General features: G+C 40.6%; 28 protein-coding genes, 1 tRNA gene and 1 pseudogene. 18 read left to right on the top strand and 12 right to left on the bottom strand.

Annotated features, from left to right (window positions below):
• Positions 1–6 precede the first annotated feature (6 nt).
• From aroC to CQA63_RS01085, 5 genes are read right to left on the bottom strand one after another with little or no spacing between them, the layout of a single operon-like run.
• Positions 7–1,086, bottom strand: coding sequence for a chorismate synthase (gene aroC, locus CQA63_RS01105; RefSeq protein ID WP_104699130.1), 1,080 nt, complete (start codon positions 1,084–1,086; stop codon positions 7–9).
• A complete protein-coding gene (gene rnc / locus CQA63_RS01100) occupies positions 1,086–1,802 on the bottom strand; it encodes a ribonuclease III (RefSeq protein WP_104699131.1) in 717 nt (238 codons plus the stop codon). Before rnc ends, aroC begins: the two co-directional genes overlap by 1 nt.
• Entirely contained in the window at positions 1,795–2,232 is a 438-nt protein-coding gene (rnhA, locus tag CQA63_RS01095; protein WP_104699132.1) for a ribonuclease HI, read from the bottom strand. The genes rnc and rnhA overlap by 8 nt, the downstream gene beginning before the upstream one ends.
• Positions 2,207–3,286 (bottom strand): hypothetical protein, encoded by a 1,080-nt coding sequence (locus tag CQA63_RS01090; RefSeq protein ID WP_104699133.1) that lies wholly within the window; start codon positions 3,284–3,286, stop codon positions 2,207–2,209. Before CQA63_RS01090 ends, rnhA begins: the two co-directional genes overlap by 26 nt.
• Position 3,287: 1 nt before the next feature.
• Positions 3,288–4,118, bottom strand: a complete 831-nt coding sequence (locus tag CQA63_RS01085) for a peptidylprolyl isomerase (RefSeq protein ID WP_104699134.1) — start codon at positions 4,116–4,118, stop codon at positions 3,288–3,290.
• A 139-nt stretch (positions 4,119–4,257) separates the two neighbouring features.
• On the opposite strand from CQA63_RS01085, the gene CQA63_RS01080 reads away from it, so the two are divergent.
• Entirely contained in the window at positions 4,258–5,412 is a 1,155-nt protein-coding gene (locus tag CQA63_RS01080; RefSeq protein WP_104699135.1) for an MFS transporter, read from the top strand.
• Here the strand turns inward: CQA63_RS01080 and trmA are convergent.
• Entirely contained in the window at positions 5,399–6,550 is a 1,152-nt protein-coding gene (gene trmA, locus CQA63_RS01075; protein ID WP_104699136.1) for a tRNA (uridine(54)-C5)-methyltransferase TrmA, read from the bottom strand. The genes CQA63_RS01080 and trmA overlap by 14 nt on opposite strands.
• 6 nt (positions 6,551–6,556) lie before the next feature.
• The gene (fliP, locus tag CQA63_RS01070; RefSeq protein ID WP_233706543.1) at positions 6,557–7,264 is read right to left on the bottom strand and encodes a flagellar type III secretion system pore protein FliP; all 708 of its coding nucleotides are present in this window, start codon (positions 7,262–7,264) and stop codon (positions 6,557–6,559) included.
• Positions 7,265–7,481: 217 nt separating this feature from the next.
• Between fliP and glmU the strand changes: the two genes are divergently transcribed.
• From glmU to CQA63_RS01035, 7 genes are all read left to right on the top strand, one after another.
• A complete protein-coding gene (glmU, locus tag CQA63_RS01065) occupies positions 7,482–8,819 on the top strand; it encodes a bifunctional UDP-N-acetylglucosamine diphosphorylase/glucosamine-1-phosphate N-acetyltransferase GlmU (protein WP_104699137.1) in 1,338 nt (445 codons plus the stop codon).
• Positions 8,820–9,020 (top strand): sulfur carrier protein ThiS, encoded by a 201-nt coding sequence (gene thiS / locus CQA63_RS01060; RefSeq protein WP_104699138.1) that lies wholly within the window; start codon positions 8,820–8,822, stop codon positions 9,018–9,020.
• Positions 9,017–9,397 (top strand): hypothetical protein, encoded by a 381-nt coding sequence (locus tag CQA63_RS01055; RefSeq protein WP_104699139.1) that lies wholly within the window; start codon positions 9,017–9,019, stop codon positions 9,395–9,397. Before thiS ends, CQA63_RS01055 begins: the two co-directional genes overlap by 4 nt.
• A 200-nt stretch (positions 9,398–9,597) precedes the next feature.
• Positions 9,598–10,356, top strand: a complete 759-nt coding sequence (locus CQA63_RS01050) for a fumarate reductase cytochrome b subunit (protein WP_104699140.1) — start codon at positions 9,598–9,600, stop codon at positions 10,354–10,356.
• Positions 10,356–12,332 carry a fumarate reductase flavoprotein subunit gene (locus CQA63_RS01045; protein ID WP_104699141.1) on the top strand — a complete coding sequence of 659 codons (1,977 nt, stop codon included), beginning with the start codon at positions 10,356–10,358 and terminating at the stop codon, positions 12,330–12,332. Before CQA63_RS01050 ends, CQA63_RS01045 begins: the two co-directional genes overlap by 1 nt.
• Complete coding sequence (locus tag CQA63_RS01040; RefSeq protein ID WP_104699142.1) at positions 12,332–13,078, top strand: fumarate reductase iron-sulfur subunit; 747 nt, start codon at positions 12,332–12,334, stop codon at positions 13,076–13,078. Before CQA63_RS01045 ends, CQA63_RS01040 begins: the two co-directional genes overlap by 1 nt.
• Positions 13,079–13,112: 34 nt before the next feature.
• Positions 13,113–14,669: a phospholipase D family protein gene (locus CQA63_RS01035; RefSeq protein ID WP_104699143.1), complete on the top strand. Its 1,557-nt coding sequence runs from the start codon at positions 13,113–13,115 to the stop codon at positions 14,667–14,669.
• Between the two features lie 117 nt (positions 14,670–14,786).
• Here CQA63_RS01035 and CQA63_RS10315 read toward each other — a convergent pair whose 3' ends face one another.
• Positions 14,787–14,912 (bottom strand): hypothetical protein, encoded by a 126-nt coding sequence (locus tag CQA63_RS10315; protein WP_280524184.1) that lies wholly within the window; start codon positions 14,910–14,912, stop codon positions 14,787–14,789.
• 221 nt (positions 14,913–15,133) lie between these two features.
• Here CQA63_RS10315 and CQA63_RS01030 point away from each other — a divergent pair.
• Positions 15,134–15,209: transfer RNA gene (locus tag CQA63_RS01030), tRNA-Lys, on the top strand.
• 803 nt (positions 15,210–16,012) lie between these two features.
• Positions 16,013–16,264, top strand: a pseudogene (locus CQA63_RS10515) (methyl-accepting chemotaxis protein); the annotation flags it as partial.
• A gap of 420 nt (positions 16,265–16,684) precedes the next feature.
• Here CQA63_RS10515 and CQA63_RS01020 read toward each other — a convergent pair.
• The 4 genes from CQA63_RS01020 to CQA63_RS01005 are packed head-to-tail and all read right to left on the bottom strand — an operon-like array spanning position 16,685 to position 20,853.
• Positions 16,685–17,365 (bottom strand): hypothetical protein, encoded by a 681-nt coding sequence (locus CQA63_RS01020; RefSeq protein ID WP_104699145.1) that lies wholly within the window; start codon positions 17,363–17,365, stop codon positions 16,685–16,687.
• Positions 17,362–18,648, bottom strand: coding sequence for a glycosyltransferase family 39 protein (locus CQA63_RS01015; RefSeq protein WP_104699146.1), 1,287 nt, complete (start codon positions 18,646–18,648; stop codon positions 17,362–17,364). The genes CQA63_RS01020 and CQA63_RS01015 overlap by 4 nt, the downstream gene beginning before the upstream one ends.
• A 7-nt stretch (positions 18,649–18,655) precedes the next feature.
• On the bottom strand, positions 18,656–19,888 hold the full coding sequence (ilvA, locus tag CQA63_RS01010) for a threonine ammonia-lyase (protein WP_104699147.1): 1,233 nt from the start codon (positions 19,886–19,888) through the stop codon (positions 18,656–18,658).
• Positions 19,888–20,853, bottom strand: coding sequence for a DMT family transporter (locus tag CQA63_RS01005; protein WP_104699148.1), 966 nt, complete (start codon positions 20,851–20,853; stop codon positions 19,888–19,890). The genes ilvA and CQA63_RS01005 overlap by 1 nt, the downstream gene beginning before the upstream one ends.
• A gap of 121 nt (positions 20,854–20,974) precedes the next feature.
• Here CQA63_RS01005 and flgH point away from each other — a divergent pair, with 121 nt between their 5' ends.
• The 8 genes from flgH to CQA63_RS09630 all read left to right on the top strand — a co-directional run bounded on the left by flgH (position 20,975) and on the right by CQA63_RS09630 (position 25,694).
• A complete protein-coding gene (gene flgH / locus CQA63_RS01000) occupies positions 20,975–21,679 on the top strand; it encodes a flagellar basal body L-ring protein FlgH (RefSeq protein WP_104699149.1) in 705 nt (234 codons plus the stop codon).
• 3 nt (positions 21,680–21,682) lie between these two features.
• Positions 21,683–22,375 (top strand): pseudaminic acid cytidylyltransferase, encoded by a 693-nt coding sequence (pseF, locus tag CQA63_RS00995; protein WP_104699150.1) that lies wholly within the window; start codon positions 21,683–21,685, stop codon positions 22,373–22,375.
• Positions 22,376–22,425: 50 nt separating this feature from the next.
• Positions 22,426–22,839, top strand: a complete 414-nt coding sequence (gene ndk / locus CQA63_RS00990; RefSeq protein WP_104699151.1) for a nucleoside-diphosphate kinase — start codon at positions 22,426–22,428, stop codon at positions 22,837–22,839.
• Complete coding sequence (locus CQA63_RS00985; RefSeq protein WP_104699152.1) at positions 22,840–23,220, top strand: hypothetical protein; 381 nt, start codon at positions 22,840–22,842, stop codon at positions 23,218–23,220.
• A gap of 9 nt (positions 23,221–23,229) precedes the next feature.
• Positions 23,230–23,379: a 50S ribosomal protein L32 gene (gene rpmF, locus CQA63_RS00980; RefSeq protein WP_104699153.1), complete on the top strand. Its 150-nt coding sequence runs from the start codon at positions 23,230–23,232 to the stop codon at positions 23,377–23,379.
• Positions 23,380–23,403: 24 nt separating this feature from the next.
• Positions 23,404–24,405, top strand: a complete 1,002-nt coding sequence (gene plsX, locus CQA63_RS00975) for a phosphate acyltransferase PlsX (protein WP_104699154.1) — start codon at positions 23,404–23,406, stop codon at positions 24,403–24,405.
• Between the two features lie 2 nt (positions 24,406–24,407).
• On the top strand, positions 24,408–25,403 hold the full coding sequence (locus CQA63_RS00970) for a beta-ketoacyl-ACP synthase III (RefSeq protein WP_104699155.1): 996 nt from the start codon (positions 24,408–24,410) through the stop codon (positions 25,401–25,403).
• 138 nt (positions 25,404–25,541) lie between these two features.
• On the top strand, positions 25,542–25,694 hold the full coding sequence (locus CQA63_RS09630; protein ID WP_170128347.1) for a hypothetical protein: 153 nt from the start codon (positions 25,542–25,544) through the stop codon (positions 25,692–25,694).
• Positions 25,695–25,707 lie beyond the last annotated feature (13 nt).

Raw genomic sequence — 25,707 nt, 5'->3', positions numbered from 1 at the left:
AAGCAGCTATAGGCATTCATAAATTTTTTTAATGAAGCTTAGCTGCGAAGTGCTGTGTAAAAGCAGCATATCCGCAAGTGTAAGGGCTACCATGGCTTTGACTACCACACTGCCCCTCACCGCCACACAAGGATCATGTCTGCCCTTAATATGGCACGTTTGCTCTTGGAGTGTGGTATCAAGCGTATTTTGAGGGATAAAAATGCTAGGTGTTGGCTTAAAATATGCTTTTAGCATAAGGGTATTGCCATTACTGATACCGCCGAGTATCCCTCCGCTATGATTACTCATAAAGCCTTGTGCGTTCATTTGGTCATTGTGCATACTTCCAAGTTGGGTGCTTGAGCGGATACCATCACCAATTTCTACAGCCTTTATCGCATTAAGCCCCATAAGGGCACTTGCTAGGGCAGAATCAAGCTTATGATAAAGCGGCTCTCCTAAGCCCGCAGGCATACCGCAAGCACGAGCGAGCACTACTCCACCGATACTATTATGAGATTTTTTCACTTCATTAATAAGGGCTTTTTGGGCTTCTTCGCAGTTTTTATCAAGTGCAAAAATTTCACTTTGCTTTGCGTGTTCAAAGTCGTATTCTTCCCCTGCTATATCCCCGATAGCACAGATTCCACTCTCTACGCTTATGCCACATTCCCTTAAAAGCATTTGAGCTATTGCCCCAGCAGCTACTCTAGCCGCACTCTCACGCGCAGAGCTTCGCCCTCCACCGCGATAATCCCTTATGCCATATTTTTTAAAGTATGTATAGTCTGCATGTCCGGGGCGGAATATATCTTTAATATTGCTATAATCGCTACTTTTTTTATTTTCATTAGCGATCCATAATCCAATGGGTGTGCCTGTGCTTAAGCCATCAAATACGCCGCTTAAAATCTCTACCTTATCTTTTTCTTTGCGAGGTGTGCTATAGGCATTTCTCCCGGGGGCACGCTCATTCATTTGAGATTGCAAAAAGTCTTCATCAATCCTTAAACCCGCAGGCACTCCGTCTATAACACAACCTATGCCCTCACCATGAGATTCTCCAAAGGTGCTTACACGAAACATAAGCCCAAAAGTATTCATTATTTGTCCTTTGTATATCCAAGCTCATTTTGGAGTTTTTCATACGCTATGTGTGCAGCCTTTTGTTCAGCCTTTCTTTTGGGCGTTCCTATGGCACGGGCAAATTCTTCATCTAAGATCGTTACAGAGACTTCAAAACGTTTGTCATGATCTGGTCCTTGCGTGCTTATGAGATGATAGCGGGGAACGGTTTTATACACAGATTGCACAAATTCTTGTAAGGCGGTTTTGTAATCTGTAAAAACATAAGAGAATTGCGCTCCATCTCCATAATGGGCTTTAAGCATGGTATTTATGATAGTGCTTGCATGGGTGAGTTGCGTCTCAAGGTAGATGGCTCCAATGAGGGCTTCAAAGGCATTAGAGAGGATAGAATCTTTTTGGCGTCCGTTGTTATTTTCTTCATTTTGTGAGAGATGAAGAAAATCGCCCAAATCAATAGATTTAGCAAGTTTTACAAAACCCTCTTCATGCACGATACAAGCGCGTATTTTGCTTAAATCTCCCTCTTTAGCTTGGGGGAGGTTTTTATAGAGGTATTCTCCTACGAGTAAGTCTAAAACCGCATCACCTAAAAACTCTAAACGTTCGTTATTTGCTTGCTCCTTGCAACTTTTGTGAGTTAGGGCTTGTGTGAGAAGAGCAGGGTCTTTGAAGCGATAACCAAGTATATCTTCAAGCAAGCGTTGATCTTTGGGTAGTTTGTTATTATTCATTTGTGTCTCCTTTTTGAAATTCTCTTGCTGCTGCTTTGGCAAGTTTGTCGCATAATTCATTTTGCGCTATGCCCGCATGGGCTTTCACCCAATGCGCCTCTACTTGATGTGAGGCGGCTATTTGCAGGTAGCTCTGCCATAAATCTATGTTTTTGACATTTTTAAAATGCTTTTTTTGCCATTGTGTAAGCCATTGATTAATGCCATTACACACATATGATGAGTCGCTATATAAATGCACAATACAGGGCTCTTTGAGGGCTTTGAGAGATTCTATAACGGCTAAGAGCTCCATGCGGTTATTGGTCGTATGCTTTTCTCCCCCGGTAAGAATCTTCTGCTTTGAGCCAAAAGAGAGTATCCCACACCATCCTCCAGCTCCGGGATTACCTAGTGCGCTTCCATCACAATAAAGGGTAACTTGCTTCATTATCAATCTTTCGTATTTTGCAAAGTACATCATTATTAAGCAATTCCCCACAATGCGAGCAACGGGCATTTTCAAAAGGGAAAATTTGCTTACAACCATGACAGCGGTATTCAAAGTCTAAATCTACTCGTAGGCTTGAATGTTGGTTTAAGATTCTCATATTTTCTAGCTCAAATATCTCGCAATTTTGGTTATCTACCACAAAGCCCTTTGCACGATATACATCGAGTATTTCTTTACTTTTGAGTTTATCAAGGGGCACATCTTTAGATTCAAACTGCCATAAGAGGTCAATATATTTTGTTATATGCTGGCTTTTTATGACTTCTTCCCAAAAGAGGCTATAGCTAATGGTTTTAAAAAATGCAAGAACAATTTTTTCAATCTTTGGCTCTTGGAGTTTAAGGTTATTGAGTTTGGTAATTTTATTCTTAAGTGGCATATCGTGCTGGTTAATCAGCAAAAGTGCGGATAAATAGGCTTTGTTTAGCCCAATGCTATAGTAGATTCTCTCATTTTTGCCATCAAGGGTCATATCATAGATTTCTTCAATGCACTCTAGGGCGTTAATGGCGTTTTTGTATTCATTGAGCTGTTCATAGGTTTTGAGGAGATAAATCAGCACTTCAGGGTTTTTAGGATAGTTTTTAAGAATCTCTAAAAAGATATTTTTCGCCCTTTGTAAAAACCCAGCACTATAGTAGGCACTGCCTAGATTTTGCAAAATTTCTATTTTGGATATGGTGTTTTTGCTTGAGTGCTCTAAATGCTCTAAGATACTTAAATAAATTTTAATCGCTTCTTGTGTATTCCCACTTTGGATATAGGCATTAGCGATAAATTGTAATGTAGGGATAGGATTATGTGAGAGTGTGAGGAATTCTTCTACCCCTTGTGCTATGCCCACAAACTCATAGGATTTAGCAAGATTCTTGAGCGAGCGCTCCTTTTTCTTTGATCTATAGCGATTACGACAATAATCAATAAATGCCGCTAGGGCTATAATAGCTGCTAGGACAATAATGCCAACAAGCGGGTCAGTATAAGAAAACATACTATTCTCTAAGCGTAGTGATATTAGCACTTGAGCGGATTTTATTAAAGTGGTCAGCAATAATACTCTGCTCTTTTTGCATCATAATTTTTTGACTAACAAGGGGCTTTGCTTCTTCAAAAGGGAGCAAACTCTCTCCTAAGCGGTTTTTGATATAAAAGCTAACAAAGCCATTCCCACCTGTGGTAAGCACGGGTGTGAATTCATGATTTGGTGTGTGGATAAAGACTTGTGCGATTTGTGGTGTGAGAGATGAGAGGATTATGCTTTCATCAAATTTTTGCACGCCGCTGATATTTTGCTTAGGGGAGGCAATGGCTTCTTGGAGGAGATGTTCATCTTGGGCAAGATAGCGCACAACTTGCACTTCTTTAGGAATAAGAAATTCTTTTTTATGCTTGCTATAGTATTTAAGTAGCTCTTCTTCGCTTGAGATACTGATATTAGAAGCGAGGATTCTCTGCATAAGTTCGCGTGCTTGGAGGGACTTTTTGATTTGTGTGCGGTATTCTTGGAGGCTGGTGCCCTCTTTTGCTACCTTTGCAAAGAGTTGCTCTTTGGTGAGATTGGCATTGGCTGCGAGGATAGAGATTTCCTCATCAACCTTAAAATCATCAACACTAATTTTAAATCGCTCAATTTCATCATCTTTAAGCCGCTCATTAATCAGCATATCAATGGCTTCTTGCTTGGAGATTCTGAGCTGTTTTTGCAATGCACTAATCTCATAAAGCGTGATAGCATGCCCATTGACACGCATTCCCACTCCCGCTATGATTTCTCCATATAAGCTTATGGCACAAAATATAAACCCATAAACGACAAACTTCATTTTTATCCCTTTGAGATTTGCTATGAGATTTTAGCAAACAAAAGCAATTTCAAAGCAACTTCAAGTAGAATCCCCGCTAACAAAAACCCTCACATACAATATACAATCAAAATAATGCTATAAAATTTAAGGATTATATATGAAATATCACTCCCACACGACTATTATTGTCCTTGCCTTAAGTGCCTTTTGCATGGGTGTTACAGAGTTTATTATCGCTGGTGTTTTGCAAGATGTAAAGCTGTATTTTGATATAGATTCCAATCAAGCGGGTTATTTGACAACAATGTATGCCCTAGGTGTTGTCATTGGCGCGCCGCTTTTAAGTATGCCCTTTAGCGGGCTTAATCGCAAGTATCAACTGCTTTTAAATTTGTTTGTTTTTGCGGTGGCGAATTTGGTGATTTTTTTAAGTGATAATTTTACTTTGAGTGTGCTTGCGCGCTTTGTTGCGGGCACACAGCATGGTGTGTTTTTTGTTATTGCTACACTTGCGGCTATTCAAGTCTCGCCTAAGGAGAGGGTATCGCAGAATCTTGCCCTTATGGTATCTGGCTTAACGATCGCCCTTGTGAGCGGAGTGCCTTTGGGGACATTTATTGGGCATTTGTTTGGATTTAAATCAATTTTCTTACTCATTTGCGCCCTTGCTTTGCTTGCTTTTATGAGTGCTCTTATATTTATGCCCTCTCTTCAAGGCTCAAAGACGCATTTACGCTCGCTTCTCCAAGCATTCAAACATAGGGATTTGCTCCAAGCATACGCAGTAACGATATGCACGTGCGGAGGGGCATTTGTGCTCTATACTTATGTGAGCGATTTGTTGATACAAAAAAGCCATTTTGGAGAGGGGAGCATAGTATATATTTTGCTTCTTTATGGGGTGTTTGCGATTTTGGGGAATCTCTATGGCGGGAGATTATGTGATAATAAGGGCTCAAAGCGGGCATTGCAAATTATTATTTGCTTGCAAATGTTCTTTTATGCCCTTGTGAGTGTGAGTGCGTATTCTCAAATGCTTGTATGTATTAATCTAGCCATTATGGGCTTTCTCTCCTTTGGGGCTATTCCAGCTTTGAAGGTAAATGCTATGAATGCAGCAAGGATATGCACGCCAAAAAGTATGGAATCAAGCATTAGTGTGAATGAAGCTGCCTTTAATGTGGGTATTGCTTTGGCTAATCAAATCGGTGGGCTTGTTGTAATCGCGCCATTTTTGGGCGTAGGGTTTAATCCACTTTTTGCTGCACTCTTTACTCTTCCTGCATTTGTATTGCTTCTTAGGCAAACTTAACTTTTCTTAATGTCACTATACATTCTCTATGAAATGTATAAGGAAATTGGTCAAAAAGCCCAAAACGCACGATTTTGTGAGTTTGAGAGAGAATGCCCATATCACGCAAGAGCGTTTGAGGATTGCATGAGATGTAAATAATGGTAGAAAAATCTTGTAAAAACTCAAGTATCGTGTGGTTATTTACCCCGCTTCGTGGAGGGTCTATTAACACACAATCAAAGTTAAAAGATGTTATATCTATATCCCTTAAGCGGAAAAATGCCCGCTCTTGGCGTAAAGCTTGGATACTCTCAAGCGCATTAAGTCGCACAGGAGTGATATTATTGCACTGATTATAAGCCATATTTTGCTTTAATAAAGTGATAGCAGATTTAACTACTTCAGTAGCAAGCACTTGTCTAAAAAATGGCGCTAAGATAAGCGTGAAATTACCGCTTCCACAATAAAGCTCTAGGGCATCATAGGTCGCATGGGGGTAAAGATTCTGTAATGAATCACGTACAAAATCAAGCATTTTGGCATTCATAAAGGGATTAGGCTGGCTAAAAAGCCCCTCTTGCTTGAGGTAAGTATATGGTGCGTGAGTGAGATTTAGGGTTTCGCTTATGGTTGAAGAGGAGAGGTAGAGTATTTGGTTTTTGCTCCGTCCTATGATATGTATGGGGGTTTTATATGTATCTTGGAGCATATCTTGCAAAAGCTTTGCTTGAGTTTGCCAATGTGTATCTAGGGGTTTGTGATATATAAGAGTGAGGAGGACTTGATTTTGCAAGCTAGAGAGGAAGTTGCACGCATAAAGTTTGGCTTTTAATATTTCATTGTTTTGGAGTGTTTCAAGCAAAAGGGGCATAATGTCCCCTAAAATAGGGAGTAAAATCGGGCAAGTGTGTATGGGGATTTTATGTGAAGTATTAAGGGAGCTCATTGCAAAAGATAGCCCCTCTTTTTCATGGTAGAATCGCAGCTCACAGCGCGCTCTAAAGCCACTTTGTGGTGAAGCAAATACTTCAATATCTACTCCATTAAGCAAGGCTTGAAACTCTTGTGTGGTTTGCATAAGTTTAGATTCAAGCTGGCTCTTATAGTCTATCGTGTTAGGGCAGCCTCCACATTGCCCAAAATGCTCGCACTTCATTATGGCTTACTTGAAGCCTTGCACAAGATTGCCAATAAGGAGATTCCACCCATCAACAAGCACAAAAACCAAAATCTTAAAGGGGAGAGAAATCATCACAGGAGGGAGCATCATCATACCCATAGCCATAAGCACAGAGCTAATCACCATATCAATAACCAAAAATGGCAGATAGAGTAAGAATCCAATCCAAAAGGCAGTTTTTAGCTCACTAATCATAAATGCCGGTATAAGCACACTAAGAGGGACATCATCAACACTTTGGGGGTTATCTAAATGGCGGATTCTAAAAAAGAGCGCTAGGTCTTTCTCACGTGTGTTTTTAATCATAAAGTCTTTAAATGGCACGATTGCGCGCTCAAAGGCTTCATCATATGAAATCTGCTTTTCTGTATAGGGCTTAATGCCCGCTTCATAGGCTTTGGTAGCTACCGGCTCCATAATAAAAAATGTCAGTACAAGGGCTAGGCTTACAAGAATCTGTGTAGGCGGGGATTGTTGCGTGCCAAGGGCGGTGCGTAAAAAGGCAAAGACTATCACAATGCGCGTAAAGCTTGTCATCACAAGCACGAGTGAGGGAGCGATAACAAGTAATGTGATGATAAGGACAATATTTAAAGTCGCTACAAGCTCAGTGGGCTCTTGTGGCATAGTGAGAGATAAATCTACTGATGGGAGCTGGGGGTTATTAGGGAGGGTGGGCACAGAGGGAATGCTTGATGGAGCAGGTAAGGCGGGTGTGATATTTGTATCAAGGCTTACTTCAGCGTATGCGAAAAGTCCATAAAAGCATAAAAGCCAAAAGATTTTTTTCAAAACCACTCCCAATCCATTTAAATTTTTTCTCAAGGAGATATTATAGATTTTTGTGTGTTAAAATTATATAAAATTGATATTAGATGCTTTATTAAGGGCTTTGCAAAGGAGTACTATGAATGTATCGGTGGTGATTCTTGCTGCAGGGGCAGGCACTCGAATGAAGTCAAATACGCCCAAAGTGCTTCATAAAATTTGTGGTAAGCCTATGGTGTTTTATAGCATTGAAGAGGCATTGCAAATAAGCGATGATGTGCATATTGTGCTTTTTCATCAAGAAGATTTGATAAAGCAAAACATACTTCAAACTTATCAAAATGCTTATGATAGCGGGATTTTGCATTTCCATACGCAAGATATGCTACGTTTCCCCGGCACGGGAGGTGCGCTTATGTGGCTTATAAACTCAAATCAGCCCTGCCAATATGATGAGATATTGCTTCTTAATGGAGATATGCCTTTAGTACGTGCCTCTACGCTTAAAGCCCTTTTAAAGCATAATGCGCCTATTGTGATGAGTATTTTGCATTTAGCAAATCCCCATGGCTATGGGAGAGTGATTCTTAAAGGCGATGAGGTGCAAAAGATTATCGAGCAAAAAGACGCAAGCCCGCAAGAGCTGCTGATAGAAGATGTGAATGCGGGGGTGTATAAATTTAGCAAAGATATTTTGCAAACCTATCTCCCGCGTATAGAAAACCATAATGCCCAAAAGGAGTTTTATCTCACAGATGTGGTGTTTCTTGCTAAGCAGGATAATGCCCAAATCTGTGCGCTAAGGGTGAGTGAGGAGGAGTTTATAGGAGTGAATTCCAAGCTTCAACTTGCCGCTGCAGAGGGTATTATGCTCCAAAGCTTAAGAGAGAGGGCAATGGAGCAGGGAGTGATTATGCACTTGCCTCATACCATTTATATAGAATCGGGAGTGAAATTTTATGGGGAGTGTATTATTGAGCAGGGGGTTCAAATCTGCGGTGATTGCGAGATTAGAGATTCTCATATCAAGGCACATAGTATTATAGAGCAGAGTATTATAGAATCAAGCGATATAGGACCCCTCGCACATATCCGCCCTAAAAGTCGCATTAAAAACACGCATATTGGGAATTTTGTAGAAACTAAGGCAAGTGTGCTAAATGGCGTGAAAGCAGGGCATTTAAGCTATTTGGGAGATTGTGAGGTAGATTCTGGAAGTAATATAGGCGCTGGAGTGATTACTTGTAATTATGATGGCAAAAAGAAGCATAAAACAATTATTGGCAAAGATGTCTTTGTGGGGAGTGATGTGCAGCTTGTAGCGCCTTTAAATATACAATCTTGTGTGCTTATTGCCGCAGGGAGCACGATTACAAAAGATGTGAATGCAGGAGAGTTGGTGCTTTCACGCACACCTCAAAAGCAGATTAAAGATGGATATTTTAAGTTTTTTGATAAAGACAAAAAGGAGCAGTAAATGAATATTGTACTTAATGGTAATATCTATCAAATTGCCAAAGATTCTACACTTTTAGCCCTTATTACTGATCTTGGTATCGCCCATAAAGCAATGGCAGTAGCGATTAACACACAAGTGATAAAAAAGCCTTTATGGGAGAGTTGTGTATTGCATGAGGGTGATGAGGTGGAGATTTTGGATTTTGTCGGCGGTGGATGATGAAGCATATATGGATATTTTGGTTTTTGCATTTTATGTTTGTAGATGTGCTGCTTGCTTGCACAGGAGACTGCAAGGCATGTCATCAGAATCTTGATTATGCCCATGATATTCGGCATAGCCCTATGCTTGTGTGCAAAACGTGCCATACTGATGAAAAAATGGCACAGATTGATATGGGGAGCTGTGGTCCAGACTGCTTTGCTTGCCATGATATAAAAAAAGTCCAATCTCAAGGGCTTGCTAAAGATCATGTCGTATTAAATGCCTGCATACAATGCCACACGCAACTCTCTTCTTCCCCCATTAGCACGGGAGAGGGTGTCTTCCAAAAGGGGTTAAAAAATTTTAGTGAGATGTTGTTTTTACAACCTTAGTTTTGTTTAGTCAATGTGTGATTTATAGAGATTAAGCAAAAACAAAACTTTCTTTATAATTAGTATAAAAAAACTTTAATAATTATTTTTCTATAATCTAAGAGCCTTTTTTGAGAATCCTACAAGTATCTTGGAGCAAGCCCCCCTTTAAAAGAGCACTTGTATGGGCTTGATAGGTCAAACTACGAACAGGAGGATACATGCGAGAGGATAAGGTAATTGAGAGTTACGTAGGAGTAACACCTCAAAGAAAGAAAAGCAAGAATCCAGCAAGGCTTGATTTTTGGCAAAGTGCAACAGGGCTATTTTTAGCCATTTTTATGATTTTGCATATGTTTTTTGTGGCTACGATATTAATTAGTCGTGAAGCTATGCATGCTGTTGCGAAATTCTTTGAAGGTAGCTTTCTTATCGAAGGTGGCAATCCACTTATTGTGAGCGGCGTTGCTGTGGTGATTATTGTAGCACTTGTGGTGCATGCCTTTTTGGCTGTGAGAAAATTCCCTATTAACTATAAGCAGTTTTTAGCATTAAGAGTGCATAAGCACCTTATGAAGCATAGTGATACATCGCTTTGGGCTATTCAGGCGCTGACTGGCTTTGTGCTATTTTTCACTGCAAGCGTACATCTTTTTATCATGCTTACTCAGCCTGAAACTATTGGACCAAATGGTTCGGCATATCGCTTTTGGAGTGAGCATTTTTGGATACTCTATCTTGTGCTTCTTTTTGCCGTGGAGCTCCATGCTTCTATAGGGCTTTATCGTCTTTGTATCAAGTGGGGGTGGTTTGAAGGATTAGGCTTAAAGACCTTGCGCACTATCAAGTGGTTTATGAGTGCGTTTTTTATTATTTTGGGATTAGCTACTTTTAGTGCTTATATGTATTATGGTATGAATCAGACAGACCCTAATATAGACTACAAATATTATGATGCAAAAGAATTTGGGGGTAAATAATGAAAGTGATTTATAGTGATGCCTTGATTATTGGCGGTGGTTTAGCAGGACTTCGGGCTTCTATTGCTGCAAAGCAAGCAGGCTTAAATACCATTGTGCTTTCTCTTGTACCAGTCAAACGTAGCCACTCTGCAGCGGCTCAAGGTGGTATGCAGGCAAGTCTTGGAAATTCTGTGAAAAGTGATGGCGATAATGAGGATTTGCATTTTGCTGATACCGTGAAAGGAAGCGACTGGGGTTGCGACCAAGATGTGGCAAGAATGTTTGTTACTACTGCTCCTAAGGCAATTCGTCAATTAGCCGGATTTGGCGTGCCTTGGACTAGAATCCAAAAAGGCGATAGACCAGCTGTTATCAATGGTGAAAAGGTAACCATTACCGAAGATGACTTTAGACATGGCTATATTCATTCGCGTGATTTTGGTGGCACAAAAAAATGGCGCACATGCTATACCGCTGATGCTACAGGGCATACTATGCTTTATGCAGTAGCTAATGAAGCATATAAGCTTGGCGTGGATATTCAAGATAGAAAAGAGGCGATTGCACTCATTCATCAAGATGGCAAGTGCTACGGGGCGGTTGTACGTGATTTAGTAAGCGGTGAGCTTATGGCTTATGTCTCTAAGGGGACATTGCTTGCTACTGGTGGCTATGGTAGGGTATATCGCAATACAACAAATGCTGTAATTTGTGAGGGCATAGGTGCGGCTATAGCTATGGAAACAGGTATAGCAAAACTTGGCAATATGGAGGCAGTGCAATTCCACCCAACTCCTATTGTCCCTAGTGGAATCTTGCTCACAGAGGGCTGTCGTGGTGATGGCGGTGTGTTGCGCGATGTTGATGGGTATCGATTTATGCCTGATTATGAGCCAGAGAAAAAAGAGCTAGCAAGCCGTGATGTGGTCTCGAGAAGAATGCTTGAACATATCCGCAAGGGCAAGGGTGTAAAATCTCCTTATGGTGATCATTTATGGCTTGATATTTCTATTTTGGGGCGAGCGCATGTTGAGCGAAATTTGCGCGATGTGCAAGATATTTGTAAAACATTTGCAGGTATTGACCCTGCAACTCCCGGTGTATGGGCGCCTGTGCGACCTATGCAGCATTATTCTATGGGAGGTATTCGCACTGATTATAGGGGTGAGACTTATCTTAAGGGCTTATTTGCTGCGGGTGAAGTAGCTTGCTGGGATTTACATGGCTTTAATCGTTTGGGCGGAAATTCTGTGAGTGAGGCGGTAGTGGCTGGTATGATTATTGGCGAGTATTTCACGGAATATTGCCAAGGAGCACAAATTGATGTGCAAACTGCTACATTAGAAAAGTTTGTCCAAAAGCAACAAGATTATTTAAATGCGTTGATTAATAGTACAGGCAATGAAGATGTGTATGTGCTAAAAAATGCAATGAAAGATATTATGGACCATGATGTAGGTATCTTCCGTGATGGTAAGAGTTTGCAAGAAGCTGTAGATAAGCTTGAAGAGCTCTACAAGCGCAGTAAGAATATCCGCGTGCAAAACAAAAAACTTCATAATAATCCAGAGCTTGAAGATGCTTACCGCACGCCTAAAATGCTTAAAATCGCTCTATGTGTTGCAAAAGGTGCGCTTGATAGGACAGAATCTCGAGGTGCGCATACGCGTGAAGATTATCCTAAACGCGATGATGCAAATTGGCTCAAACGCACACTTACAAGCTGGGAAGATCCAAATCAAACTTTGCCAACGGTAACTTATGAGGATTTGGATATTATGAAAATGGAAATTGCACCGGGATTCCGTGGTTATGGGGCTAAGGGTATGATTATAGAGCACCCAAATAGTGCTATTCGACAAGCAGAGATTGATAGAATCACCCAAGAGATTCAAGCTAAAGGCGGGGATAGATATGCCTTGCAAGAAGCGTTAATGCCATTCAATCTCCAACCACAATTTAAAGCAAGAAATCAACGACTAGGAGATAAGTAATGAGTGCAACACAACAAAAAGGAAGAATATTAACCATTCGAGCGTTGAAGTTTGACCCACAAAGTGCGGTTTCTAAGCCACATTTTCGTGAATATCAATTAGAGGAAACTCACTCTATGACGGTTTTCATTGCTTTGGGTATGATTAGAGAGCAGCAAGACCCTGATTTGAGCTTTGACTTTGTATGTCGTGCGGGGATTTGTGGAAGCTGTGGTATGATGATTAATGGGCGTCCGCGACTTGCTTGCAAGACCCTTACTCAAGACTTCCCCGATGGTGTGATTACGCTTATGCCTCTCCCTGCGTTTAAGCTTATTAAGGATTTAAGTGTCAATACAGGTGAATGGTTTGCAGGTATGACAAAGCGAGTTGAAAGCTGGATACACACTCAGCATAGCCCAGATATTTCAAAGCTAGAAATGCCTATTGAGCCAGAAGTAGCCGATGAAGTCTTTGAGCTTGATAGATGTATTGAATGTGGTTGCTGTATCGCAAGCTGTGCTACTAAAGTGATGAGGGAAGACTTTGTAGGGGCTGCTGGTATGAATAGAGTTGTGCGCTTTATGCTTGACCCCCATGATGAGCGTACAGATGAGGATTATTATGAGCTTGTAGGGAATGATGATGGCGTATTTGGCTGTATGAGCCTTATCGCATGCCATGATACTTGCCCTAAAGAGCTTCCTTTGCAAAGCAAGATTGCATATTTACGCAGAAAAATGGTAAGCGTAGGTATGAAAAAATAGTTTTGCCTCCTTTAAGGAGGCATTAGGGTTGTTTATGCAGTTTATTCAATCTTTTATCTTCTCATCAACAAATATCGCTTTATTTGTTTTGGCATGTCTTTTTGTTTTTGCTGGCTGCTCTTCTATTGTCGCTTCAACAAAAGATATTAAAAACCCCGATTCATTCTCCTCAAATCCTAGTCCTGTGTTTGATCCTTTAGAAACAAGTGTTGCCCTACCTTATGCCAATAAGCTTAAAAATGACCCCACGCTTACAGGAGGTATGCTTGTAAGCGATGGACTTACAGCATTTTTAAGTCGTGCTTATCTTGCACGTATGGCAGAAAAAAGCATTATCTTGCAAACATATATTTACAAGAATGACACAGCTTCTCGTATCCTTATGCATGAGATTTGGTTGGCAGCCCAAAGGGGCGTTGTGGTAAAAATGCTTATTGATGATAATGGCTTAGATTCTGATTTTTCTGACATTATAGCCCTTGATGCCCATCCCAATATTGAAGTGAAAATCTTTAATCCCTACAAGAATCGCTCTAGATTACTACGTTACCCTGAAATGGTTTTTGACTTCAATCGCATTAATCACCGCATGCACAATAAGCTTTTTATTGTTGATGATATAACGCTCATTATCGGGGGGCGCAATATTGCAGATAATTATTTTGACCAAAATATTGATGTAAATTTTGTAGATACAGATGTGCTTTTTATCGGTAAGGCAGCCCTTGATGCCAAAGAAAACTTTTATGAATATTGGAATTTTCATCGCTCCATTCCCGTGGCACTTTTGCCTTTTAAGACTCCTATTAAGAAATTTAGGGCTTCTATAGAGAAGATAAAAGAGCACCCCCAATGGGAAAAATATGAAGAAGAAATACAAATGCTTATAGACAAATATCAGCATAGAGAGCTCTATTGGGGTAAGGCTATGTATATTGGCGATAAACCTGAAAAAATACAAGATTCTCAAACCCCTAAGCCTATCGCAAAGGCTCTTATTGAGATTTTATCCCGCACGCATCGCAATCTTTATATTTCTGCTGCCTATCTTGTCCCAAGCCAAGAGGGTATGAAGATTTTTGATACTTTGCTTGAGAGTGGAGTAGAAGTGCAAATACTTACTAACTCCCTTGCTTCGACAGATTCGCTTGTGGTATATGCGGCGTGGGAGAGGTATCGTAATGCTCTCTTAAGAGCGGGGGCTAAAATATATGAATATCAATATTTTGGCAAGGGTAAATCAAAATTGCGAGATAAGATCTCAAAGTCTAAAGCGTCTTTACATAGTAAAAGTATTATTTTTGATGATACTATTACTTGGATTGGTAGCTTTAATCTCGACCCCCGCTCTTTAAACCTAAATACAGAATCTGTAGTGATTTTTGATAATGTGCATTTTGCTAAGGCACTTAAAGAGGACTTGATAGAGGATACTCAAAGTGCATGGCGTGTGTATGAAAAAGGGAGAAAAACATATTGGGAGGGTGAGCATAATGGAGAAATGCAGATTTTTACCTATCCCCCTGATACAAATATTTGGACGAGATTGCTTAAGATGATCTCAAAACTCTTGCCAGAAAGCCAAATTTAAGCTTAGAACTTCTAGTGGGCTAGCATGAGCGAAGTGAAGAAGCTCTATGGGAGTCTTTAGTAAGAGATTCTTTAGCCTAGCTCTCGCAAGACTAAAGACATGACAAACTTGGCCACCTTATAGAGTAGGCTTACCCTCTTGTAAAGGAAATGAGTTTGGCATCACACCCCCGCTAGGGGGTGAAGAATCTTTTCCCGAATCGCCAGTCGCCCATAGAGGTTCTTCGCGCTCAAAGCCCCGCAAGAGGCGACAAAATAACGAGCGATTCTTCACTTATCTTACCTCTCTCCACTTAGCAAAGAGCAATAATCTTATGAATGGGGCTTTGCTAAAGCTCTGCAAGGCAAGTAATCACCTCTCTTAGATGATTAAGCTCTTAGGCTATGGAGATGTATTAAAGCAAAAACTAAAATTCTATGAAGTATAATGCCTCTGTCCTTTTAAGCAGGGCTTACTAGGCTTTAGGACGCGTAGCTCAGCTGGTAGAGCAACTGACTCTTAATCAGTGGGTCCAGAGTTCGATCCTCTGCGCGTCCACCACTTATACAATCTTCTATAACATTTAAAATAATATTTATTATCATAGCTTAGTTTAAACCAAAAAATATACAATGTTGCAATTAAAAATAAAGGTTTGGGCGATGAAAAGTATGATTATCCTCATAGTATTTGCTTCGTTTGTGGGTATTGGTGTAGATATAGTTTTTATCGGGCTATCGTGGCATAGTCTCATTTATGCTTTTATTGCTATTTTTGCGCTGCTGGGGTATTATAGATTTGCTAAGAGGGCGCAGTTTATTCAAGGGATTATTCATTTATCAAGAAGTTATGCTCGCGGTGAGTTTGAGGGGCGTATATTGCATATTAATGTAGATAAAGATTTGCATGAGCTTGCCAATAATCTTAATATCCTTATTGATAATCTTGAAGCCTTTATGCGCGAGATTAGTGCCTCTATCTCTTGTGCACAAGAGGGGAGATTCTATCGTAAGGCATTTGGAGCAGGGCTTAGCGGGGCTTTTTGCAGTAATATTGCTACTATTAATCAAGCCCTTGCAAGCATTGAACAAAATGCAAAAGATAATGTCAAAAATGCCCTTGCAAAATCACTTATGGATATGAGTTTGGGGAATCAAAATGCAGATTTAAGGCTCATTAGTAGCGGTTTAGAAGAGGACTTTATGTATATGAAGCATGTTTATGAAAATGTAGGGGATATAAAGGAGCTTTCTGCAAATTCTAAACATGATGTAGGGGTTGTTACAGATTCTATTAGCACGCTTGCTGCTTTGGTTACTGAAAATAGCAATATTATTCATAATTTTGCGGCTAAATCAAATGATATTTCCTCTATTTTATCTGTTATTTCTGATATTGCTGATCATATCAACCTTCTAGCCCTTAATGCCGCTATTGAAGCAGCAAGGGCTGGAGAGCATGGCAGGGGCTTTGCTGTAGTAGCCGATGAAGTGAGAAAGTTAGCAGAGCGCACGCATGAAGCGACCAATAATATATCTGTTGTGGTGCAAACTATGACTGAAGAGATTGCTCAAATCACAGAGAGTTCGAGTAAGATTGAAGATATTGCCCAAGAAAGCTATAAGGCTACAGAGGCTTTTAATGAAGTGTTTGACACGTTAGAAAAGGATACAGCAAATCTTTTTGTCATATTTTCTAAAGCTTCAAAAAAGTTGCTTTTAAGCATTGGAAAATTAGAGCATATTGTGTATAAGTCAAGCTTATATTTGAGCTTTAATCTCAATAAAGAAATGCTTGATTTTGCCTCTATTTCGCCACTAGGTGAACTTCTCTCACAAGAGGGCAATCTCAAAGAGCTAGGCGCAGATACAAAGGGGATTGAGGGCTTACAAAAGCAAATGCTCCTTTGCGCACAAGATTCAATCAAACTCCTCTCCCAGCCTCTAAGTCAGCAAAATGCACAAAGCATTATCCATAGCCTCACACTTTTAGAGCAGCGCTCCACAGAGCTTATGGAGCATTTGAGGCAAGAAAAATTAGCACTCTAGTGTAATTCTCCCACTTTTAGGCAATATACACACAGCTTTGCTTACACCCTTTTTAAGCAGAGTTACTTTAAAGGGAGATTGTAATGGGGTAGGGATTTTCCCACAATAGGGCGAGCCATATCTATCAAAATATACTCGTGCGCTCTCTCGCTCCTTACAGAAAGTATCAGATTCTATTAAAATATGCTCTATGCCAAAATATTCGCCTAATCGCACAAGGGCTAGGGCATTGTTTTTACACTCTTGGGCGGTGTTGGTATTATTATAAGCACTCAAGCATTTTCTATCCATATTTTTAAGGATAATATCTCCCGCCATAGGGCGAGAATCAAAATGTGTGGTTTTGGCATGGCGTGGGGTGTCAATGTAGAGGCTATAGCTATAGGTGGTATAGAGTTTGCCAAGGTGAAAATGCACTTGCCACATAGCATTATGATGATGTGTGAGCAAAGATTGGGCATTCAGCGATGGGTAGCTTTGGAGCATATCATGCGTATCTGCACTTTGGAGAAAGGCGCTATCATCACTTAGGGCAGTGAGGTGGAGGGTTTGAAGATGTGTTAAGAGGCTATTATGTGCAATTTCAAGTGAGTGGTTATACGTTTTGGGTGCGATATAAAAGAGCATAAGTACTAAGCTTAGTGCGAGAATGTATTCAAAAAATTTCATTTTGTGGGGATTGGCTTTTTTGATTCTATATGGGGGCTTTGCTTTGATGGAAGTATCACAAAGGCTGCTATCTTTTTACCCAGATAGATAATAGATATTTCATCTTTATATGTTTGATTGAGATCTTGCACAGGCAGCAAGTATGGGCTTTGGGCTTGTTCAATCCCATAGAATCGTAGCACAAGCCCAAGCTTGCCCTCTCCCACACCAATAGCCTCTATCCCCCGATCATGCAAGGCTTTGGCAATATCTTTTCCAATGTAATATGAGCTTGCAAAGTGATTTTGTGCTCCAAAAAGATAGAGAATCTTATTGCAATAGAGCACAAAGCTTTGAGCAAAAAGTAAGACAAAGATTATCCCAAAACGTCTAACATAGCTTGCTCTAAATGGGCTTAGTCGGATTCTCATATCAGAAAAAAAGTGCTTCACAGCCACAGGAAGTGCTACAACACTCATGGGAAACAAACTCTCTAAATCCACATCTTGACGTATGGAGAGGAGTATGACAAAAAACATAGCAGTAGCCCCAATATCTACAAGTATGTTGTTTTGCTTTTTGAGGGCATTTATAAGCGTGTAGCAATAATATATCAATAAAAGCGGAGAGAAAAAGAGCGCCATCTGCCCCAAGTTTGATAAAAAGTGATTGCGCGGGATACCAGAAAAGTCTAAGCCAAACAAATACATATTGAGTGCAAAAAGCAGGAGTGATACAAACATACCAATCGTATTTTTGTTTTTAAGCGCAAAGAAAAAGAGCGCAAAGAATAAAATGGCAAAGCTCTCATCAATGCAGGCAGCAAGTAGCATTATAAGATAGGGCATTTTATGGAATTTGAGCTGATAGAGGCAGCATAGGAGGGTTATGCAGATAATTAACCCACTTTTTTTCACAAGCAGTGCGCTAAATATCACCCCGGGTAAAAGCGCGTAAATCAAAACAACAATGAGTGAATCTCGTGGTTTTTTAAGATAGATTCTTGAGATTTTGTACAAAAGGAACATATTGCACGCGTGGATTAATATAAAAGGAGCACGCAAGGCATAGTCATTTTGCCCAAAAAGCTCCATAGAAAACCTCGCAAGCACAAAGGCTAATTTATCAGAATAAAACACCCCAGCAGCTTCGGCGTGATGAATGCTCATATCAGCACAGGCAAGGAGTAAAAGGCAGAGATTTATGCCTAAAATGAGGCAAAATAGCACATGAGTGCGCAAGTTAGAATCTCTATACTGCCTCCAAGCACCTTTGAGCGATTTAAGTATAGTGAGCTTTAGCATAAGATTCCTAGCTTATTTCATTAAAGACATAGCCTTGGGCTTTGAGTTTATTGCGTATGAGGATTTGATGTTCTTCACCTTTTGTCTCAAGCGCTAAGGTAATAAGCGCATCGCCATATTTAAGCATAACAGAAGTTCTATCATATTCTGCTTGCACGATATTTGCCCCTACAGAGCTAAGAATATCTGTGAGTCCCTGCAGGCTACCGGGTTTATCTACAAGGACTACTTGGAGTTTCATTTTGCGTTTAGATTTAAGCAAGCCCTTTTCGATAATCACGCTTAACATAGTAATGTCTATATTGCCTCCGCTTAAAATAAGTGCGATTTTATCCTTTGGTTGTATGTGGAATTTCCTATGTAGCACACTTGCTACACTTGCTGCCCCAGCTCCCTCAACCACAAGCTTTTGCTTCTCTAATAAGAATAAAATAGCATTAGCAATTTCTTCATCATCTACGCTCACAATCTCATCAACACAATGTTGCAAAAGCTTGAAGTTAGATTCATTTACATCACGTACAGCAATGCCATCAGCAATGCTCCGCACAGAATCTACCTTGACTATTTGCCCACTCTTAAATGAACGCATCATCGCATCTGCCCCGCTTGCTACCACACCGATAATTTTCACATGGGGGCAGGCTTGCTTATACACACTGCCAATCCCGCCAATAAGCCCTCCCCCGCCTATAGGCACGACTATAGTATTTATATCTTTATGCTCTTCAATCATCTCTAAAGCAATGCTTCCTTGCCCAGCAATCACTTCATCATCAGCAAAAGGGTGGATAAAAACAAGATTCTTCTCCTTAGCGATTTGGAGTGCCTTTGTATATGCTTCATCATAATTATCCCCGCTTAGCACCACTTCTGCCCCTAAGGCTTTGGTCGCACTTACTTTAAGTAGTGGTGTGGCTTCAGGCATAACGATTATGGCTTTGAGGTTGAAGTGCTTTGCCGCGTAAGCGACACCTTGAGCGTGATTCCCCGCACTTGCGGCAATAACGCCATTTATAGCCCCAGAGGTTTTTTCCGAGGTTTTTTCTATGAGCGAGGCTATTTTATTAAACGCTCCGCGTATCTTAAACGCTCCTGTAAGTTGGAGATTCTCTTTTTTGAGGTAGATTTCTGCTTCTGCGAGTTTGGAGAGCATAGGTGCGTAGCTTAATGCAGAGGGCATAATAACATCTTCAAGCCTTTTTTTAGCAAGCATTGCTTTTTGGTATATAGTCTGCATTAGCTATCCTTTTTAGGCTTTTTGGCGGGGATTGTACTCTCTTTTGCCCTAAAAGAACTTGAAAGCTTTGTGCAATGCTTCATATCTGCTAGCAAGATAGGTAGCCCCACTCCAATCCCAGCGAGTACAATAAGCACTATGCCCACACTTGTGGTGAGATTTGGTAAGCTATCTCCAAGCAAGATTCCAAGAAAGATGCTAAAAACTAAACGTGTATAATCAATAGGTGCGACTATCCCGGCAGGAGCTAGCATATACGCACGCGTAAGATAATGCTGCCCAAGTGTGCCAAAAATCCCAAGTAAGCCAATATGAAGCCACTCTAGCCCTCTAGGCATAGCCCATGCATTATTAAATGGTGCTATGTTACATAGCCAAATAGCAAGGGTAATAAGGCTCATCGCCACACCTGTAGCAAACACCGCCACCCACGCATTAAAATAATCTTTGAGCGCACGCAAGTTGAGAAAGGCAATAGCCATGCATAGCCCACTTATAATGCCAAAGATAATGTTGAGAATCCCTATGCCCTCAACTTGAGGATTGCATATAAGCAAAATCCCCCCAAAGCCTATAATTGTGGCACATATAACCCCTAGATTAAAGCGCTCTCTAAGAAAGATAAGTGATAAAAGCACGATATAAAGGGGCATACTTTGAGCAAAGGCTGTGGCTGTGCCAAGCGATATGGTAGCAATATTATAAAAAAATGCAATAAAGCTTAGCCCTCCGGTGATGGAGCGAGAGAGCAGAAAAAACCAGCCACCATTTTTGTGCTTCGGGCTTTTAAGCGGTGATTTAATAAGAATGGGGAGGAGTAAAAGTAACATAGTAAAACCACGGAAAAACGCCACTTCCATAGCGGGGAGAGTTTGCATAAGGACTTTTGCTTCTGCGCTCATAAGGGAAAATAAAAATGAAGAAAAAAGCATAGCAAGAATGCCTTGAATGATATATCGATTCACAATAGCTCCTTATTTGCAAACTCATATTGTAATCAAAGTTTTTTGGTTTGTTGTAAATTAAACTTAATGGAATGTGCTTTGCTTGGCTGTGTGTATTAAGTTTCTTTAATAAGGATAGAGAATGTCTAGAATCTTATGTGCCTTGATATTTTGCTTCTTGCATACTTTTGGCTTTGAGGCGAGCATTGACTTTAATGCTCCAGATTGGGTAGAGGAGAGAGAATCTGCTGATAATGATATACCCGAGTTGCCTCGTGCGGGGAGTTTATTTGGCAGTGGAGATAGACCTTTATTTTCTGATAGGCGAGCGATGAAGCCAGATGACTTAATCACGGTGGTTATTTCTGAAAATGCAAATGCGAATTTTACCACTAATAGAAACTATAATGGCGCAAGCGGAGGGAATGTAACACCCCCTTCTATACAATATATGGGCAATAATGAGGAGCATAAACAACTCATAGAAGAGCTAAATGACCAAGCAGCCTATAATCTCACTAAAGCAAACAATACATCAAACTTCCAAGGGGGAGGAGCACAAACGCGAAGCGAAGCCTTAAATGCGACTATAACGGCACGTATTGTGAAAGTTTTGGACAATAATACGTATTTCATACATGGACGTAGAGAAGTGCTTGTTGATGGTGAGAAGCAGATTTTAGAGCTTAGCGGTGTAGTGCGCTCTTTTGATATTAATAAAGACAATGTTGTGCAAAGCAAGCATATAGCCAATGCCAAAATCGCCTACACATCATTAGGTCCTATTAGTGAAACCAATCACAAAAAGCCTTTGAGCGAGAGTATTGAATCGCTTTATCCATTTTAAGTTATGAAAAAAGTAGCCCTTATCCCAGCAAGGGGTGGAAGCAAAAGAATACCCAATAAAAATATCAAAGATTTTTGTGGCAAGCCTATTATTGCCTATCCTTTGCAAATCGCCTTAGAATCCGGACTTTTTGATTCTGTAGTAGTGAGCACAGATTCTGCTAAAATCGCCAAAATAGCTCAAAGCTATGGCGCAAGCGTGCCTTTTATGCGACCAGATGAGTTGAGTGATGACTTCACACCGACAAGTTTAGTAGCAGCACATGGGGTGCAAATGCTTGAGTTAGAGCAAGATGATTTGCTTTGTGTGATTTATCCTACCGCCGCGCTTTTATCTGCTGCGAGTTTGGAAGATTCGCTTCATAAATTATTGCAAGATAGTAATAAGCTTTTTTGCTTTGGGGCTGTGGCTTATGAGTATAATCCCCACAGGAGCTTTTATGTGAGGGGAAATACTATAGAAATGTTGTTTTCTCAGCATTATTTGTCGCGCTCGCAGGATTTAGAGCAGCTTTTTCATGATGCGGGGCAGTTTTATTGGGGGAGGGTGAGTGCGTGGACTCTCAATCTCCCCATTTTTGCAAAGCATTCAGATGTGCTGGTTTTAGATCCTATGCAAGCCCAAGATATTGATACATTGCAAGATTGGTATATCACAGAGATGAAGTATAAGATGCTTCATTTTAAGCATTTTTAGAATTTTTTTGGTTATAATCTGAAGTTTTAACACTCACAAAAAGGAAATGTATGGAAAGAACCCTCTCAATCATCAAGCCTGATGCTACTCAAAATGGAGTTATTGGTAAAATTATCGATAGATTTGAAAGTAACAACCTCCGTATCGCCGCACTTAAAAAGCTTCAACTCTCTCAAGCAGACGCAGAGCAATTTTATGCTATCCATAAAGAAAGACCATTTTTTAAGGATTTGGTGGAGTTTATGGTAAGCGGACCAGTAGTGGTTATGGTGCTTGAGGGGCATAATGCCGTGAGCAAAAACCGCGAGCTTATGGGTGCTACCAATCCTAAAGAAGCAGCAAAGGGCACTATTAGGGCAGACTTTGCTCAAAGCATTGACGCTAATGCCGTACATGGCAGCGATAGCCTAGAGAATGCGAAAAATGAAATTGCCTTTTTCTTCAGTGAGCGGGAGATATATTAGTTGAAAATCGCAATGAGAAAAATTTCTCATACACCTAAACCTATAGCCCTTAGTATCCAATCTCAGGGCGAGACAATCACAGAGCATATTACACTAGAGGGGGAGATAGAACGTATAGATTCCCAAATGCTAAGATTGAGGGCGGATATTTGTGGGGAGTTGGAGCTTATATGCGATGTAAGCGGCGAGCTCTATGCAAAAAGGCTTGCCTACCCTTTGGTTTTGTATATTTCAGATGGGCTCTGGGATATGCAAAGCCAAAGTAAAAGGCTTGATAGCTTCGAGGTTGTCGAGTTTTTTGATGGCTTTGTTGATTTACATTATATTTTGGAAAGTGAGATTGAATCTATTCGAAGCGATTATCACACCAAAGATGAATAAGGAGTATATATGGCAGTTCCTAAAAGACGCGTAAGTAAAACACGAGCGGCAAAAAGACGCACACATTATAAAGTAGCTCTTGCAAGACCTATAAAAGATAAAGATGGGAGTTGGAAAATGCCTCATCATATCAATAAATTTACAGGGAACTATAAGTAATTCCAGCTTCCAAAAGGAGTGTGCATGCTAAAAATAGCCATAGATGTTATGGGCGCAGACAATGGAGTAGCTCCTATTGTGGAGGGAGTGCTACAAGCATTAAAAGCCAAAGAGTTTGCTGCTGTGATTGTCGGCGATGAAGCACAAATCGCTCCACTTATACCATCTAAACTCAAAGGGCGCGTAGAGATTTTGCATTGCACAGATTATATCCGCATGGAAGAATCCGCCTCAAGTGCGACCAAACGCACAGAATCTTCGATTTTCAAAGCTACAGAATTGCTTAAAGAAGGCGCAGTAGATGCACTTGTTTCTCCCGGACATAGCGGGGCTACGATGAGTTTAGCGACTTTAAAGATTGGACGCATTAAGGGCGTCTCGCGCCCAGCAATATGCACTACTATGCCTAATATCACTGATATGCCAAGCATTATCCTTGATGCGGGGGCAAACACAGATTGCAAAAGTGAGTACTTGGTGGATTTTGCGATTATGGGCTATGAATATGCTAAAAATGTCATAGGCTTTGAGAATCCTCGAGTTGGGCTTTTAAGCAATGGTGAGGAGGATAATAAGGGTAATGAGCTAACTAAGGCTACCTTTAAGCTCCTTAAGCCTTTTGCGTTTTTTAAGGGCAATGTGGAGGGGCGAGATATTTTTAATGGCAGTGTTGATGTTATTGTGTGTGATGGCTTTAGTGGGAATCTTGTCTTAAAAGCCAGCGAGGGGGTGGCATTTGCCATTACTTCTGTGATGAAAGAGGAGATTAAATCTTGCATTTGCTCCATGTTTGGGGCTTTATTTTTACGCGGTGTATTTAGAAGATTGAAGAAAAAAATGGACCATAGTGAATATGGCGGAGCGCCTTTGCTTGGCGTGCAAAAAGTTGTGATTATTAGCCATGGGAGTTCAAATGCGCGTGCGATTGAATGCGCCATTTATCAAGCCCTCCATGCTTTAGAATCTGATATTTGTGCCAAGCTGACAGCTGTTTTTGCCTCCAAAGCAGATACCCAAAAGGATTAGATATGTTGTATGCCTCGCTTAAATCAATCGCCTCTTATGTCCCGCCTACTTGCATAAGTAATGCTGATTTTGAAAAGCTTGTGGATACAAATGATGAATGGATAGTAGAGCGTACAGGCATTAAGACCCGCTACTTTGCTCTTCCCTCTCAGCAGGCAAGTGATCTCGCATACGAAGCGGGCAAACTTGCCTTACAAAGAGCGGGATTAGAAGCAAGCGATATTGATGCAGTGATTGTTTCAACACTGAGTGGAGATTATTTTGCAATGCCTAGCACTGCCTGCCTTGCAGCCTTTAAGCTAGGGATTGAAAATAAACCCGCATTTGACATTAGCGCGGCTTGTAGTGGGTTTATTTATCTTCTTAGCCTTGCAAAATCGTTTATAGAATCTCAAACATATAAAAATGTGCTTATTATTGGTGCGGAGAAAATTAGCTCCATACTTGACTTTAGCGATAGAAATACTTGTGTGCTTTTTGGCGATGGTGCCGGGGCTTGCGTTATAGGCGCGAGTGATGACCCTAAGGCGGCTATCCTTGATGTCCATACGGGCGCAAATGGACGTTATGAGAAGCTTTTATATACCCCGCGTCCATGCACGGGCTTTATGGTGCCATCCAAGCAAGATTTAGAGAATCAAAGCGTAGTACGTATGGAGGGGAAAGAAGTATTTAAAATCGCTGTGAAAACACTCACTCAAAATGTCAATGAAATGCTTCAAAAACATGCTTTGAGTGCTGGCGATATTGCTTATTTTATCCCTCATCAGGCGAATTTACGCATTATTAATGCCGTAGGCAAGCAGCTTTGCTTTAATGATGAGCAGATTGTGCTGACTGTGCAAAAATATAGTAATACTTCGGCTGCTTCTATCCCTATGGCGATGAATGATGTATATGAGGCAAATGGCTTAAAATATGGTGATTTAATGCTGCTTGATGCTTTTGGTGGGGGCTTTACATGGGGCTCTGCATTAGTGCATTTTGGCGGGAAGTAGAGCGATTTATTTCCTTTTGAGATGGGGCACACTTTGGGAGAATCCTTTGGTGCTACCTTAAGGCTTTATCCCTGAAGAATCTCCCCTATCTGCTAGAGACTCCAACGGAGATTTTTTGGGCTTTACAAGCCCTAAAACATGATAAAAAGTCCCCAACGTCTTTTAGCAGTAAGATATGCCTCTCATCACAAGATAAAATTAAATCGCACGAAGTGCCAACTCTTAGCTTCTCTAAGAGGTGATACTCTAAAGGCTATTGTGCAAACAAAGATTGATATTGCCCTTATTTAAACAAACTCTATAC

It is taken from the genome of Helicobacter marmotae (genome assembly GCF_003364255.1).
GTDB lineage: Bacteria > Campylobacterota > Campylobacteria > Campylobacterales > Helicobacteraceae > Helicobacter_C > Helicobacter_C marmotae.
This window is presented reverse-complemented; position numbering and strand designations above follow the sequence as displayed.